We start from the raw sequence: 14,269 nt of genomic DNA, 5'->3' as shown, positions 1-14,269 counted from the left end.
TCGAAAGAAAGCGAAACAAAGGGGTTCAGAGCGGGCCGGCGAGTGCGACCGTCACGCCGTCCCGGATGGATTTGGGGCCCAGCAGCCGGCCGTGCGGCGCCGCGAGCCGCGCGCATGGCTCGGCCACGCCCGCGACGCCGAAGCGGGCGAGCGCGGCATCCGACGGGCCGCTGGCGGCCAGTTCGGGATGGCGCGCGAGGTGCGCCGCGTCGAACGCGACGAGCGGCCAGCCGCGTCGCGCGCACAGCGTGCGCAGCGCGCGGGCGCGCGCCTTGTCGGCGAGCGTGGCGACGAGCGCCGGTTCGGCGGCCGGGTACCGCGTCAGTGCCGCGCGGATCGCGGCATCGAGTTGCGCGGCCGTGGCGCCTGCTCGGAAACCGATGCCGAGCGCGACACGCATCATGCGCGGCCGCCGAGCGCGGCACGTACCGCGGGAGCGTCGGCGAACGCCGCGACGCGCCCGATCACGACGATCGCAGGCGAGCCGATGCCGGTTGCGCCGACGCGTTCGACGAGCGTATCGAGCGTCGCAAGCACGTGCCGCTGTTCGGGGCGCGTCGCATGCTCGATCGCCGCGCACGGCGTATCGCCGGGCAAGCCGCCTTCGCGCAGCGCGGTTGCAATCGCGTCGAGCCGGCGGATGCCCATGTAGATGACGATCGTCATGCGCGTGGCCGCGAGCGCGCGCCAGTCGGGCTCGTCGGCGCCCGCGCCGTGGCCCGTGACGAAGATCACGCCCTGCGCGTCGCCGCGCTGCGTGACCGGGATGCCGATGGCGGCCGGCGCGGCGATGCCCGCGGTGACGCCGTTCACGACTTCGACCGGGAATCCCGCCGCGCCGAGCGCGGCCAGTTCCTCGCCGCCGCGGCCGAACACGAACGGGTCGCCGCCCTTGAGCCGCGCGACGCTGCGGCCCGCGCGCAGATGCGCGAGCATCGCGGCGACGATCGCCGCCTGCGGCGTCGATGCATGGCCGCCGCGCTTGCCGACGTGCTCGATATGCGCGTCGGCACGCGCATGGCGCAGTACGTCGGGATTCACGAGATCGTCGACGAGCAGCACGTCCGCCGCGCCGATCGCGTGGACGGCCTTGAGCGTCAGCAGGTCGGCGTCGCCGGGGCCGGCGCCGACGAGCCATGCGCGGCTCATCGGGCGCGGCACGGCGCGCACCGTGTCGAAACAGTGGAACGGGGCAGGCGGGCGGCGCGGCGGCGGCCGGCAGACGGGTCAAGCATGGCGGATCGAACGAAGCCCGCGCGAACGCGGGCGGAATGCGCACCCCATCCGTCCCCCGCGGATCGGGCGTTCGGCGAGCGTCGGGCTCGCCCCTTGCGTCGGCCGGTATCCGGGCTGGCCGCTTGCCAGGCCGCAGCCTTCCCGCCCGGCTGAAGGGCAGTGGCATCGTGGGCGGCATGGGCGCGTGCGCGGGGAAGCGCGTCGCGCGGGCGGCGTACCGTTGCGGGGACAGCACAGGCCGGGCGGCAGGCCGCCTCCTGTTTCCCGTTTAACTGCAGGCGCGGAATGCGCATGCGAGCACCGAACGCGGCGCTACGATAGCACAGCGATCCACCCGCGCGAACCGCCGCGCACGACGTCCAGCCCTGCGCGCCGGGCATCCGGAACCGGGCCCGGCGGCCTGGTTCGCCTTGACGCTCCCCGCACCGCCGCCTACACTCGCACGCGTTTTGGTGCTCGCGCGCGCCGCTCCGGTGCGCGCAGTTAAACGGGAAACAGGGCGCCCGCCTGCGCCGCAGTCGAGCCAACCTGTGCTGCCCCCGCAACGGTAAGCGAACGCGTCGCGCGCAAGCGCCACGCAGCGCCGCTTCGCCGCATGCCGCGCGCATGCGGACGACCGCCACTGGATGCCGCGCGCATCCGGGAAGGCGAAGCGGCGTGTTCGCCAGCCCGGATACCGGCCTAAACATTGGGGTTCAGCGCCGCGGGGAGGCGGCGCATCGTCCACGGCCGCAGCAGGCCCGACGCCCGCATGTTGCCCGCTTCCTCCGCCGATCTGCCCATGCGCGAACCCGCGCCGGCCGTCGCGGGGAACAGCCGGCTGCGCGAGCCGGGCCGGCGGCAGCCGTGTTGGCATTCACGATGTCGACCGTTCGCAAGGAAGCACCATGTCCGATTCGTCGTTCCGCCCACCCCGCGACTGTCCGTGCGGATCGCGCGGCGGCAGGCCCGCGATCCGCCAGATGAACTGCCACGCCGCCCTCGACGCGACGATCCCGGCCTGATTCCATTTTCGACCCTGGACCTACCATGACCCTACGCAAGCTTCCCGTCACGATCGTCACGGGCTTTCTCGGCAGCGGCAAGACCACGCTGATGCGCCACATCCTGCAGCACGCCGAAGGCCGCCGCATCGCGGTGATCGTCAACGAATTCGGCGAGCTCGGCATCGACGGCGAAATCCTCAAGGGCTGCGGCATCGGCTGCGACGATGCCGACGGCGCGCAGGGCGAAGCGTCGGGCCAGCTCTACGAACTCGCGAACGGCTGCCTGTGCTGCACGGTGCAGGAAGAGTTCTATCCGGTGATGGAAGCGCTCGTCGAGCGCCGCGCGGACATCGACCACGTGCTGATCGAGACGTCCGGCCTCGCGCTGCCGAAGCCGCTCGTGCAGGCGTTCAACTGGCCGACGATCCGCAACAGCTTCACGGTCGATGCGGTCGTGACCGTGGTCGACGGGCCGGCCGCCGCCAGCGGCCAGTTCGCGGAAAACCCGCAGGCCGTCGACGCGCAGCGCCGCGCCGATCCGAACCTCGACCACGAATCGCCGCTGCACGAGTTGTTCGCCGATCAACTGTCGTCCGCCGATCTCGTGATCGTGAACAAGGCCGATCTCGTCGGTGACGCGGCGTTCGCGCAGATCGAAACCGCGATCCGCGACGAGATCCCGCCGCAGGTGAAGATCGTGCGCGCGACGCGCGGCGAGCTCGATCTCGCGATGCTGCTCGGTCTCGAATCGGCATCGGAGGAAACGATCCACCTGCGTCACGACCATCACGGCTCGGCCGACGACGGCGATCACGATCATCATCACGACGATTTCGACTCGGTGGTCGTGTCGGGCGACGCCGGCACGCGCGAAGCGACGATCGCCGCGCTGCAGCGCGTCGTCGAAGCGCACACGATTTACCGCGCGAAGGGCTTCGCCGCGTTGCCCGGCGCACCGATGCGGCTCGTGATCCAGGGCGTCGGCCGCCGCTTCGACAGCTACTTCGACCGTCGCTGGCAGGACGGCGAAACGCGCGCGAGCCGCTTCGTGCTGATCGGCGAGGATCTCGACGCGGCCGCGCTGCAACGCGCGTTCGACGCCGCGTGCGCGGCCGAACCGCAACAGGCGTAACGCACGATGCATCTGCTGCGTACCACGCCGGGCGGCTTCGTCGACGATACGCAGGGCGTCGTCCGGATCGACCAGCAGCCGGCCGACATCGTGATCCTGAGTTCGGCCGACACGACGCTGTCGCTGCTGGCGAGCGTCGTGCCGCATCTGCCGGCCGGCTTCCCGAGCGTGCGGCTCGCGAACGTCACGTTCCTGCGGCAGCCGGCGTCGGTCGACTTCTACGTCGACGACGTGCTGCAGCATGCGAAGTCGGTCGTGATCGATCATCTCGGCGGCGAGGCGTATTGGCCGTACGGGATCGAGCAGGCCGTGTCGCTCGCGTCGAAGCGCAAACTGCCGCTCGCGATGTTCTCGGGCGACCTGCAGGAAGACCCGAACCTCGTCGCGAAAAGCACCGTCGCGCCCGACCTGTGCCGGCTGTGGTGGCGCTACCTGCGTGAAGGCGGCGTGCACAACGCCGAGGCGCTGCTGCGCAGCATTGCGTTCCACACGCTCGGCTTCGGCGAAGCGCCCGAGCCGCCGCGCCCGCTGCCGGCCGCCGCGCTGTATCACCCGGCGCGCGACCGCGCGAGCGTCGACGACTGGCGGCCGCGCTGGACGCCCGGTGCGCCCGTCGTCGCGATCCTGTTCTATCGCGCGCACTGGCAGGCCGCGAACACGGCCGTGTTCGACGCGCTGGCCGATGCGCTCGTCGACGCAGGGCTGAATCCGCTGCCGATCGCGGTCACGTCGCTGAAGGACGCGGTGAGCCGCGAAGTCATCACGCAGCTCTGCGACACGCACGACGTCGCGCTCGTGCTGAACACGACCGCGTTCGCAGCCGGCGCGATCGACAGCCCCGAACACGACGTGCTCGCCGGCGACGCGCCGGTATTGCAGGTGATCCTGTCCGGCGGCAATCGCGACGCGTGGGTGGCCGACAACCAGGGCCTGCATGCGCGCGACATCGCGATGCACATCGCGCTGCCCGAGGTCGACGGGCGCATCGTCACGCGCGCGGTGAGCTTCAAGGGGCTCGCGTACCGCTGCCCGCACACCGAGGTCGACGTCGTGCGCTACCAGCCGGATGCCGAGCGGATCGCGTTCGTCGCGGCGCTCGCGCGCGGCTGGTGCCGGCTGCGCACGGTCGACCACGCCGACAAGCGTATCGCGCTGATTCTCGCGAACTATCCGCAAAGCGAAGGGCGGATCGGCAACGGCGTCGGGCTCGACACGCCGGCGTCCGCGCTGCGCGTGCTCGCGGCGCTGCGCGACGCGGGCTATGCGGTGGCCGACCTGCCGCCCGACGGCGACGCGCTGATCGCACGGCTCACCGAAGGCGTGACCAACGACACGGCCGTGCACGCGCTGCGTCCCGCATTCCAGAGCTTCCCGCTGGCCGACTACGTCGCACGTTTCGCGCGGCTGCCGGCGGCCGTGCGCGACGCACTGAACGCACGCTGGGGCCCGCCCGAAGCCGACCCGACGCTGCGGCAAGGGCGCTTCACGATCGCCGGCTGGCGCGCGGGCAACGTGTTCGTCGGCATCCAGCCGTCGCGCTCGCGCGGCGAGAACGATTACGCGAGCTACCACGACGCGGATCTCGTGCCGCCGCACGCGTATCTCGCGTTTTATTTCTGGCTGCGCGACGCGTATCGCATCGACGCGGTCATCCACCTCGGCAAGCACGGCAACCTCGAATGGCTGCCGGGCAAGAGCGTCGCGCTGTCCGACGCGTGCTGGCCGGACCTGACGCTGGGGCCGCTGCCGCACCTGTACCCGTTCATCGTCAACGATCCGGGCGAGGGCAGCCAGGCGAAGCGCCGCGCGCAGGCCGTGATCATCGATCACCTGATGCCGCCGCTCACCCGCGCGGAAAACTACGGCCCGCTGCAGGATCTCGAACGGCAGGTCGACGAATACTACGAAGCGCTGATGGTCGATGCGCGGCGCGCGAAGCTGCTGCGCAAGACGATCCTAGCGACGATCGCCGAACATCGTTTGCATGACGAACTGAGCGTGTCGCCGCCGCGTGATACGGGCGGCGAGGATGCGCTGCTCACGCGCGTCGACGCGTGGCTGTGCGAGCTGAAGGAAGCGCAGATTCGCGACGGGCTGCACGTGTTCGGCGTATCGCCGGCCGAGCGCCAGCGGCGCGACACGCTGCTCGCGCTCGCACGCTTTCCGGTCGGTGACGGCAAGGGTGCGCGGGCAGGGCTGATCGGTGCGCTCGCGCGCGATCTCGCGCTCGGCGACGATTTCGATCCGCTCGCGGCCGACTGGGCCGCGCCGTGGGTCGGCCCGCGCCCGGCGATCCTGCAGGCGCTCGACGCATCGCCGTGGCGCCATGCGGGCGATACGCGCGAGCGGCTCGAACGGCTTGCGCAGCACTGGCTCGACGGGTTGTGCACAGCCGGCTGCGGCAACACGGGCGCCGATGCGACGCCTCCCGGCGACTGGCCGCACACGCTCGCCGTGATCGAGCGCGTGCGTGCGACGCTGCTGCCCGCGCTCGACGCATGCGGCGGCGAGGAAATGCGTCAGCTGCTGCGCGGGCTCGACGGCCGCTTCGTGCCGCCGGGGCCGAGCGGCTCGCCGTCGCGCGGCCGCCCCGACGTGCTGCCGACCGGCCGCAACTTCTACTCGGTCGACACGCGCGCGGTGCCGACGCAGGCCGCGTGGTCGCTCGGCCTGAAATCCGCGCAGCAACTGATCGAGCGTCATCTGCAGGATCACGGCGACTATCCGCGCGCGATCGGCCTCTCGGTATGGGGTACGGCGACGATGCGCACCGGTGGCGATGACATCGCGCAGGCGTTCGCGCTGCTCGGCGTACGGCCGAAATGGGCGCACGGCAGCCACCGCGTGACCGACTTCGAGATCCTGCCGATCGAGATCTTCGACCGGCCGCGCATCGACGTGACGCTGCGCGTGTCGGGCTTCTTCCGCGACGCGTTCCCGAACCTGATGCATCTGTTCGACGCGGCCGTGCAGGCCGTGGCCGCGCTCGACGAGCCCGAGGATCTGAACCCGATCCGTGCGCGCATCGCGCGTGAACGCGAGACGTGGATCGCACGGGGCGTGGCACCGGACGAGGCGCGGCGCCGCGCCGGCTGGCGCGTGTTCGGCGCGCGGCCGGGCAGCTACGGCGCGGGCCTGCAGGACCTGATCGACCAGCGCCGCTGGCAGGCCGACGCCGATCTCGCCGACGCCTACCGCCGGTGGGGCGGCCACGCGTACGCGCAGAACAGCGCGGGCGACGCCGCGGCCGACGTGTTCGGCGAGCGGCTCGCGACGATCGACGTCGTCGTGCAGAACCAGGACAGCCGCGAGCACGACATCCTCGATTCGAACGACTACTACCAGTTCCAGGGCGGGATGACGGCGGCCGTGCGGCACCTGTCCGGGCAGCAGCCGAGCATCTATCACGGCGACCACGCGAATCCGGCCGCGCCGAAGATGCGCACGCTGCGCGAGGAAATCGCGCGGGTGATCCGCTCGCGTGTCGTCAACCCGAAATGGCTCGACGGCGTGAAGCGCCACGGTTACAAGGGCGCAGCCGAGATGGCGGCGACCGTCGACTACCTGTACGGCTATGACGCGACCGCGCGCGTGCTGTCCGACCACCAGTACGCGCTCGTCGCCGACGCGTACCTGTTCGACGACGCCACCCGCGCGTTCCTCGAACGGCACAACCCGAAGGCGCTGCACGGCATCTGCGAACGCTTCGTCGAAGCGATGCAGCGCGGCCTGTGGCAGCAGCCGGGCGACTATCGCGAACGGATCGAGGCGGTCTGGCTCGCGAGCGAACAATTCCAGGAAGGGGGACGGCGATGACCGATCCGACGACGCACCGCGCCCGCGCGGTCTTTCCGTTTGCGGCGCTCGTCGCGCAGGAGGCGCTGCAGCAGGCGCTGCTGCTGGCCGCGATCGATCCGTCGCTGGGCGGCGTGCTGGTGAGCGGGCCGCGCGGTACCGCGAAATCGACCGCGGCGCGCGGCCTCGCGGAGCTGTTGCCCGAAGGGCAGTTCGTCACGCTGCCGCTGTCGGCGAGCGACGAGCAGGTGACGGGTACGCTCGATCTCGCGCATGCACTCGCCGAAAACGGCGTGCGCTTCCGGCCGGGCCTCCTCGCGAGGGCGCATCTCGGCGTGCTGTACGTCGACGAAGTGAACCTGCTCGCCGACGGGCTCGTCGATACGCTGCTCGACGTCGCCGCGAGCGGCGTGAACATCGTCGAGCGCGATGGCGTGTCGCACGCGCACGATGCGCGCTTCGTGCTCATCGGGACGATGAATCCGGAGGAGGGCGAGCTGCGTCCGCAGCTGCTCGACCGCTTCGGTTTGATGATCGAGCTGGAGAACTGCTTCGACGCCGCACAGCGCGAGCGGATCGTGAAGGCACGGCTTGCATTCGATCTCGATCCGGATGCGTTTCGCGCGCGTCATGCGTCTGCGCAACGCGAGCTCGGCGACCGGATTCACGCGGCGCGCGCACGGCTGGCGGCGCTCGGTTTCGACGATGCGGTCCATGCGCGCGTCAGCGCGCTGTGTATCGACGCGGCCGTCGACGGGCTGCGCGCCGATCTCGTGATGCTGCGCGCGGCGCGCGCGCTTGCCGCGCTGGAGCAGGCCGACGCGGTCACGGTGTCGCATGTGGAGCGGGTGGCCGACGCGGTGCTGCGGCACCGGCGCCACGCGGGCCTGCCCCCCTCGTCCGGCGCACCGCAACCCGATGACGAACGCGACGGTCACGCGCCGCCCGATGCGCGCGAGCGCCCCGGCGATCCATCGGGCGCGGCGAACAACGATGCCACGCCATCCCAGGGCGACTGGGGCTACCTGCCGCCCGAGCCGGCGGGGCTGCGCAACGTCAAAGGCGTCGTGCCGCTGCCGCTAAAAAAACGCTGAGCCATCGAGCCGGCGCCGCCGCGAACCTCGTTCGCGGTCCTCGATGGCCATCAGGCGCAGCCGCGCGCGTGCCGGGCACGGCGCGCGCCGGCGCGGCCGTGGCGTGGCCGGCGACACTGGCCGCGAAACGCGGCGGCCCGCTGCATCGCGACCATCTGCGCTTCCGCAAACGCGCCGGCACGCCGCCCGCACTGCATTGCTTCGTGCTCGACTGTTCGGCGTCGATGCTGTCTCACGAGCGGCTTGCCTTGGCGAAGGGGCTGATCGTCGCGTATTTCGACCAGGCCGCGCGCGCCCGGGTCGAAACCGCGCTGATCTGCTTCGGCGGCAACGGCGCCGCGCGACGCTTTGGCCCGGCCGTCCCGCGCTGGTGGAATGCGCGCTGGCTCGAACCCGTCGAAGGCGGCGGCGGCACGCCGCTCGCGGACGGCATCGCGGCCGCCGCGCAATTGCTCGCGCGTGCGTCGCGGCGCGAGCCCGGCAAGCAGCGCTGGCTGTGGGTGCTGTCCGACGGACGCACGCGCGAGATGCCCGCGAAACCCGCGGCGGCCGATCACGTCGTGTTCGTCGATTTCGACGACGCGGCCGTACGGATCGGGCGGGGCGCGCGGCTGGCCGCGGCGTGGGACGCGCAGTGGGTGACGGCCGACGCGCTGTGCACGGGCCGGGCCGGCTGATGGCGGCCGGCGGTGCGCTATGATCGCCGCTTCTGCTTCAACCCATTGGAACACTCCACCATGCAAGTACTGGTCGATGCCGACGCGTGTCCCGCCGTCATCAAGGACATGCTGTTTCGCGCCGCGCGTCGCGCCGAAATCAGCGTGACGCTGGTCGCGAACCAGTTTCTGCGCACGCCGCCGTCGCCGTTCATCAAGGCGGTGCAGGTGCCGGCCGGCTTCGACGTGGCCGATGCGCGCATCGTCGAGCTGGTGGAAGCGGGCGACCTCGTGATTACCGCCGACATCCCGCTGGCCGCCGCCGTGCTCGACAAGGGCGCGCATGCGCTCGACCCGCGCGGCAACTGGTTCAGCCGCGAGAACATCGAGGAACGCCTGTCGACGCGCGCGATGATGGATCAGTTGCGCAGCGCGGGCATCGACACGGGCGGGCCGGCGCCGTTCAGCGCGCGCGACGGCAAGGCGTTCGCATCGCAGCTCGACCGGTTCCTGGCGCGACAGGGCAAGCCCTGAGGTTGCGTGGATGCGGCCGCGCGTCGTCATCATCCCGCGTCGGGGTGCACTCGCCCGTGTCACGCGCCACATCACCCGATCCGCATCGCATCGCGCTCATCGCCCAGGCCTCGACGCAGATTCGTGCCGACGCTGCTATCGTGGCGAAAACCACAACACAGGAGCGCATGCGTGACACCGACCCAACTTCTCGTCCCGACCTTCACCCAGCTGCTGCGCGCGCAGACCGCATGGCTCGACAAGGCTGCCGCGCACCGGCAGGCCGCGGGCGACGCGCCCGACGCGGCGATGTCGCTGAAGCTGGCGCCCGACATGTATCCGCTCGCGGCACAGGTGCGCTTCTCGTGTTTCCAGGCGATGGAGCCCGTCCACCGGCTGCGTGGCGAACCGGTGCCGGCCGCGTTGCTGGCATTGCGCGAGGCGGGATGGAATGCGGATGCGCAACCCGGCTCGCTCGCCGACGCGCAGGCGATCGTCGCCGGCACGCTCGCCTTTCTCGGCGAACTCGCGCCGGATGCGCTCGACGGCGGCGCCGCGCTGCCGATCGCGCTCGAGATGCCAAACGGGATCGCGTTCGACATGACCGGCGAACAGTACGCGCGCGACTGGGCGCTGCCGCAGTTCTACTTCCACGCGATCGCCGCGTACGCGATCCTGCGCCATCATGGCGTCGAACTCGGCAAGGCCGACTACGTGCCGCACATGCTCGCGTACGTCCGGCCGGGCACGATTGCGCAAGGGTGAGCAGGGTGGTGTCGGGCAACCGCGAAGCGACATGACGCGGGCGCTCTTCATCTGCAGCCGCAACCGGCTGCGCAGCCCGACCGCCGAAGCGGTATTCGCCGCCTGGCCGGCCGTCGAAACGGACTCGGCGGGCCTCGCGCCCGATGCGGATACGCGCCTGTCCGCCGAGCAGCTCGACTGGGCCGATGTCGTGTTCGTGATGGAGCGTGCCCACCGGGCGCGGCTGGCGGCGCAATTCGGCACGCATCTGCGGCACAAGAAGATCGTGTGCCTCGACATTCCCGACCGTTACACCTACATGCAGCCCGAACTCGTCACGCTGCTCGAGCGCAAGGCCGGTCCGTTCCTGCGCGCGTGACCGGCGCGGGTGATATCGGGGTCAGCGCGGCCGGCCGTTCGCGATCGCCGAGAAACACTCGAGCCGCAGCAGTTCGATGATCTTGCGCGTCGGCACGCTCGCACGAAGCGTGTCGAGCCGGTCGACGGTGAACCACTTGCAGCGGGCGATCTCGTTGCTCGCGCGCGGCGTCAGGTGCGCCGGTACGTCGGCCACGAACACGTGATGGAGCTTGGTCAGCCCGCCGAACTGCACCGCGTAGTCGAGCGTTAGCCCCTCCAGCCGCGTTTCCTCCGCGAGCTCCCGCAGCGCAGCATCGAGCGGCGTCTCGCCACGCCGGATCGTGCCGCCCGGCAGCGACCAGCGCGACGCGGTGCGGGCAACCAGCAGCACACTGCTGCGCTGGCGGCACACGATCGTGGCGCGTTCCTTGATGACGGCGAGAGTGTCCGGCCCGGTACTCATATTCGGTAAAGCAGGTGCTGAATCGTGGAGAAAATGCGCGTCGGCGGCTCGTTTTCCGGCAACGGGCCGCGACGGCGTACAGGTGCCGCACCGATCTTAGTGGCCGTTCATGACAGTTCCGTGCACGGCTTCGCGGAACGGAAAACGGGTCACGCGTGCGTATAGATTCCGCTGCGCGCCGGCTTCGCGTGGCGCGGTGGGCGGCGCTTGTGAACGGCACGCCGATGGTGGGACGGCGGCGTGACGTGCCGGCGCGCGGGCGCGGGCCGCGCGGTCGGTGAGGCCACCTGCGGCGCGCCCCCCGGCATCTGCGTCTGTCCTTCGCCGAAATGGAACGTCCGGGTTTGCGCGTGGGCGACGCCCAGCGTCGACGCCAGCACGAAGGCCGCGAGCAGCATCCGTTTCATGAATAGTCCGCCTTGTTTTTTCGAGATGAAGATGGCCCGCCAGCTTAGCGAATGGCGGGGCGCCATCGCAACCGCGTCGTGTTCGGTGTCGGCCCCACTTGCGCACGGCGGCGCCGTCCGTCCGGCCTCAGGGTGCCGTCGGGGTTGACAACATAATTCCCGAGTGTGAATATAAATTCACACACAAGAATTATTTATCGAATCCGGGAGGCTGCGCCGCAGGTGTGCGGCAACCGGAACCGGCCGTCCGATCAACCGGAACCAGGAGCGGGACGCATGGCGGAACACGAGCAGCAGGGCGCGCTGGCGGGATTGCGCATCATCGATCTGTCGCGGGTGCTGGGCGGCCCGTATGCAACGCAGATCCTGGCCGACCACGGCGCGGAAGTGATCAAGGTCGAACCGCCGTCCGGCGACGAAACGCGCACGTGGGGCCCGCCGTTCGACGGCGATACCGCGTCGTACTTCCTCGGCGTGAACCGCAACAAGCTCGGCATCGCGCTCGACCTGACGCAACCGGCCGACCGCGAGCGGCTGCTCGGCCTGCTCGAACACGCGGACGCCATCGTCGAGAATTTCAAGATCGGCACGATGGAGCGCTGGGAGCTCGGCTTCGACGCGCTGCATGCGCGGTTTCCGCGCCTCGTTTATTGCCGCGTGTCGGGTTTCGGCGCGGACGGCCCGCTCGGCGGGCTGCCCGGCTACGACGCCGCCGTGCAGGCGCTCGCGGGGCTGATGAGCGTCAATGGCGAAGCGGGCGGCGCGCCGCTGCGGGTCGGCGTGCCGATCGTCGATCTCGTCACCGGGCTGAACGCCGCGCTCGGCGTGCTGATGGCGCTGCGCGAGCGCGACGCGAGCGGCCGCGGCCAGTTCGTCGAATCGACGCTGTTCGACTGCGCGCTGTCGATCCTGCATCCCCATACGCCGAACTTCTTCCATTCACGGAAGGCACCCGTGCGCACCGGCAACGCGCATCCGAACATCACGCCGTACGACAGCTTTCCGACGGCCACCGTCGACATCTTTCTCGCGGTCGGCAACAACGGGCAGTTCGCCGGGCTGTGCGACGTGCTCGGCACGCGCGACTGGCTCGACGATCCGCGCTTCACGGACAACCGCGCGCGCAGCGCGAATCGCGCCGCGCTGCGTGCGCGGCTCGAAACGGCGCTCGCCGGACACGACGGCGCGGCGCTCGCCGAGCAACTGATGCGCCGCGGCGTGCCGTGCGCACCGGTGCTCGGGCTCGATGCGGCGCTCGATCATCCGCATGTCGCGCATCGGGAGATGAAGGTCGAGCTGGGCCGGCATCGCGGCATCGCGTCGCCGATCAAGCTCGGTCGCACGCCGGCCACGTACCGGCGGCCGCCGCCCGCGCTGAACGAACACGCGGCGCAGGTGTTCGCCGACGCTGACGGCCGCGATCGCGCCACACACCGGGATTGACCGGCTTCGCGGCCGCCGGCCGTGCCGCGCGCCCGACGGCGCCGCACGGCCCTGCGTGCCGCACGCCCCTTCGAACACCCTGCCGGGCGCTGCACCGGCGTACCGGCTGCAGAGGAGACGCATCATGCTTGCATGGATCGGCGCGATCGCCATCGTCGCGCTGTTCGGCCTGATCATCACGAAACGGCTGTCGCCGCTCGTCGCGCTGATCGTCGTGCCGGTGGCCGCGTCGCTCGCGGCCGGTTTCGGGCTCGCGACCGGCAAGTTCATCGTGCACGGCGTACAGAACATCGGCCCGATCGCCGGGATGTTCGTTTTTGCGATTCTTTTTTTCGGCATCCTCACCGATGCGGGGATGCTCGACCCGATCATCGCGGGCGTGCTGCGCGTGATCGGCTGCCATCCGCCACGCATCGTGACGGGCTCGGCGCTGCTCGCGCTGCTGATCCATCTCGACGGCTCGGGCGCCGTCACGTTTCTCGTCACGCTGCCGGCGATGATGCCGCTCTATACGCGGCTCGGGATGGATCGCCGCATCCTCGCGTGCGTGGCGTCGATGGCGGCCGGCGTCAACTTCCTGCCGTGGGTCGGGCCGATGCTGCGCGCGTCGGCGGCGCTGCACATTCCCGGTTCCGCGATCTTCATGCCGATGATTCCGGTGCAGATCGTCGGGCTCGTGTTCGTGTTCGGCACCGCCTACGTGCTCGGCGTGCGCGAGGCGAAGCGGCTCGGGCTCGATCGCGCCGGCGCGGCGTCGCTCGCGATTGCGCCGCGCGCACTGACCGACGCCGAACGCGCGTTGCGCCGGCCGGAACGCTTCCGGATCAATCTCGCGCTGACGCTCGTCGTGCTTGTCACGCTCGTGTCGGGCATCGTCGACCCGATGGTGATGTTCATGCTCGGCACGGTCGCCGCGCTCGTGATCAACTACCCGGACGTGCACGCCCAGCGCGAGCGGATCGACGCGCATGCGAAGGCCGCGCTGATGATGGCGAGCGTGCTGCTCGCGGCCGGCGCGTTCACCGGCATCATGTCCGGCACCGGGATGCTGAAGGCGATGGCGGACGTGGTCGTCGCACACGTGCCGGTCGAGCATGCGCGTCACATGCCGTTCGTGCTCGGGCTGCTGTCGATGCCGCTCAGCCTGCTGTTCGACCCCGATTCGTTCTATTTCGGCGTGCTGCCGGTGCTCGCGGAAAGCGGCAAGCTGCTCGGCGTGCCGCCGATCCAGATGGCGCAAGCCGCGCTGCTCGGGCAGATGACGACGGGCTTCCCGGTGAGCCCGCTCACGCCCGCGACGTTCCTGATCGTCGGCCTGACCGGCGTCGAGCTGGCCGAGCACCAGAAATTCACGATTCCGTTCCTGTTCGCCGCCACCGTGCTGATGGTGTTCGCCGCGGTGATCGTGGGCGTGTTTCCGTTGTGAGCGCCCGAGACTGG

Annotated in this window: 13 protein-coding genes and 2 riboswitches; of the genes, 9 read left to right on the top strand and 4 right to left on the bottom strand. The window is 70.6% G+C overall.

What is annotated here, in order from left to right; translation table 11 throughout:
• Positions 1–25: 25 nt before the first annotated feature.
• On the bottom strand, positions 26–403 hold the full coding sequence (locus tag HWX39_RS22385; protein WP_175970030.1) for a cobalamin biosynthesis protein: 378 nt from the start codon (positions 401–403) through the stop codon (positions 26–28).
• Positions 400–1,149 (bottom strand): uroporphyrinogen-III C-methyltransferase, encoded by a 750-nt coding sequence (gene cobA, locus HWX39_RS22380; protein WP_175955505.1) that lies wholly within the window; start codon positions 1,147–1,149, stop codon positions 400–402. Before cobA ends, HWX39_RS22385 begins: the two co-directional genes overlap by 4 nt.
• Positions 1,150–1,318: 169 nt before the next feature.
• Positions 1,319–1,556: riboswitch (cobalamin riboswitch) on the bottom strand.
• A 113-nt stretch (positions 1,557–1,669) separates the two neighbouring features.
• A riboswitch (cobalamin riboswitch) is annotated at positions 1,670–1,936 on the top strand.
• A 329-nt stretch (positions 1,937–2,265) separates the two neighbouring features.
• Between cobA and cobW the strand changes: the two genes are divergently transcribed.
• From cobW to HWX39_RS22345, 7 genes are all read left to right on the top strand, one after another.
• Positions 2,266–3,354 (top strand): cobalamin biosynthesis protein CobW, encoded by a 1,089-nt coding sequence (gene cobW, locus HWX39_RS22375; RefSeq protein ID WP_175970029.1) that lies wholly within the window; start codon positions 2,266–2,268, stop codon positions 3,352–3,354.
• A gap of 6 nt (positions 3,355–3,360) precedes the next feature.
• A complete protein-coding gene (gene cobN, locus HWX39_RS22370; RefSeq protein WP_175970028.1) occupies positions 3,361–7,170 on the top strand; it encodes a cobaltochelatase subunit CobN in 3,810 nt (1,269 codons plus the stop codon).
• Positions 7,167–8,243, top strand: a complete 1,077-nt coding sequence (locus tag HWX39_RS22365) for an ATP-binding protein (protein ID WP_175970027.1) — start codon at positions 7,167–7,169, stop codon at positions 8,241–8,243. The genes cobN and HWX39_RS22365 overlap by 4 nt, the downstream gene beginning before the upstream one ends.
• Positions 8,244–8,311: 68 nt before the next feature.
• Positions 8,312–8,920 (top strand): VWA domain-containing protein, encoded by a 609-nt coding sequence (locus tag HWX39_RS22360; protein ID WP_175970026.1) that lies wholly within the window; start codon positions 8,312–8,314, stop codon positions 8,918–8,920.
• A gap of 60 nt (positions 8,921–8,980) precedes the next feature.
• Entirely contained in the window at positions 8,981–9,433 is a 453-nt protein-coding gene (locus tag HWX39_RS22355) for a YaiI/YqxD family protein (RefSeq protein ID WP_034186905.1), read from the top strand.
• Between the two features lie 171 nt (positions 9,434–9,604).
• Positions 9,605–10,177: a DUF1993 domain-containing protein gene (locus HWX39_RS22350; RefSeq protein ID WP_175970025.1), complete on the top strand. Its 573-nt coding sequence runs from the start codon at positions 9,605–9,607 to the stop codon at positions 10,175–10,177.
• A gap of 31 nt (positions 10,178–10,208) precedes the next feature.
• Positions 10,209–10,535: a low molecular weight protein tyrosine phosphatase family protein gene (locus tag HWX39_RS22345; RefSeq protein ID WP_175970024.1), complete on the top strand. Its 327-nt coding sequence runs from the start codon at positions 10,209–10,211 to the stop codon at positions 10,533–10,535.
• Between the two features lie 21 nt (positions 10,536–10,556).
• Here the strand turns inward: HWX39_RS22345 and HWX39_RS22340 are convergent, their stop codons facing one another.
• Positions 10,557–10,979, bottom strand: a complete 423-nt coding sequence (locus HWX39_RS22340; RefSeq protein ID WP_175970023.1) for an NUDIX hydrolase — start codon at positions 10,977–10,979, stop codon at positions 10,557–10,559.
• Positions 10,980–11,128: 149 nt separating this feature from the next.
• Positions 11,129–11,386, bottom strand: coding sequence for a hypothetical protein (locus tag HWX39_RS22335; protein WP_175970171.1), 258 nt, complete (start codon positions 11,384–11,386; stop codon positions 11,129–11,131).
• Between the two features lie 276 nt (positions 11,387–11,662).
• Here HWX39_RS22335 and HWX39_RS22330 point away from each other — a divergent pair, with 276 nt between their 5' ends.
• Together HWX39_RS22330 and HWX39_RS22325 are read left to right on the top strand one after the other, a co-directional pair.
• Positions 11,663–12,829 (top strand): CoA transferase, encoded by a 1,167-nt coding sequence (locus HWX39_RS22330; RefSeq protein WP_175970022.1) that lies wholly within the window; start codon positions 11,663–11,665, stop codon positions 12,827–12,829.
• A 124-nt stretch (positions 12,830–12,953) separates the two neighbouring features.
• Positions 12,954–14,255 (top strand): citrate:proton symporter, encoded by a 1,302-nt coding sequence (locus tag HWX39_RS22325; RefSeq protein WP_175970021.1) that lies wholly within the window; start codon positions 12,954–12,956, stop codon positions 14,253–14,255.
• The last annotated feature ends 14 nt before the right edge of the window (positions 14,256–14,269 follow it).

The sequence above is a fragment of the Burkholderia sp. BCC0322 genome, assembly GCF_902833045.1.
Lineage (GTDB): Bacteria > Pseudomonadota > Gammaproteobacteria > Burkholderiales > Burkholderiaceae > Burkholderia.
This window is presented reverse-complemented; position numbering and strand designations above follow the sequence as displayed.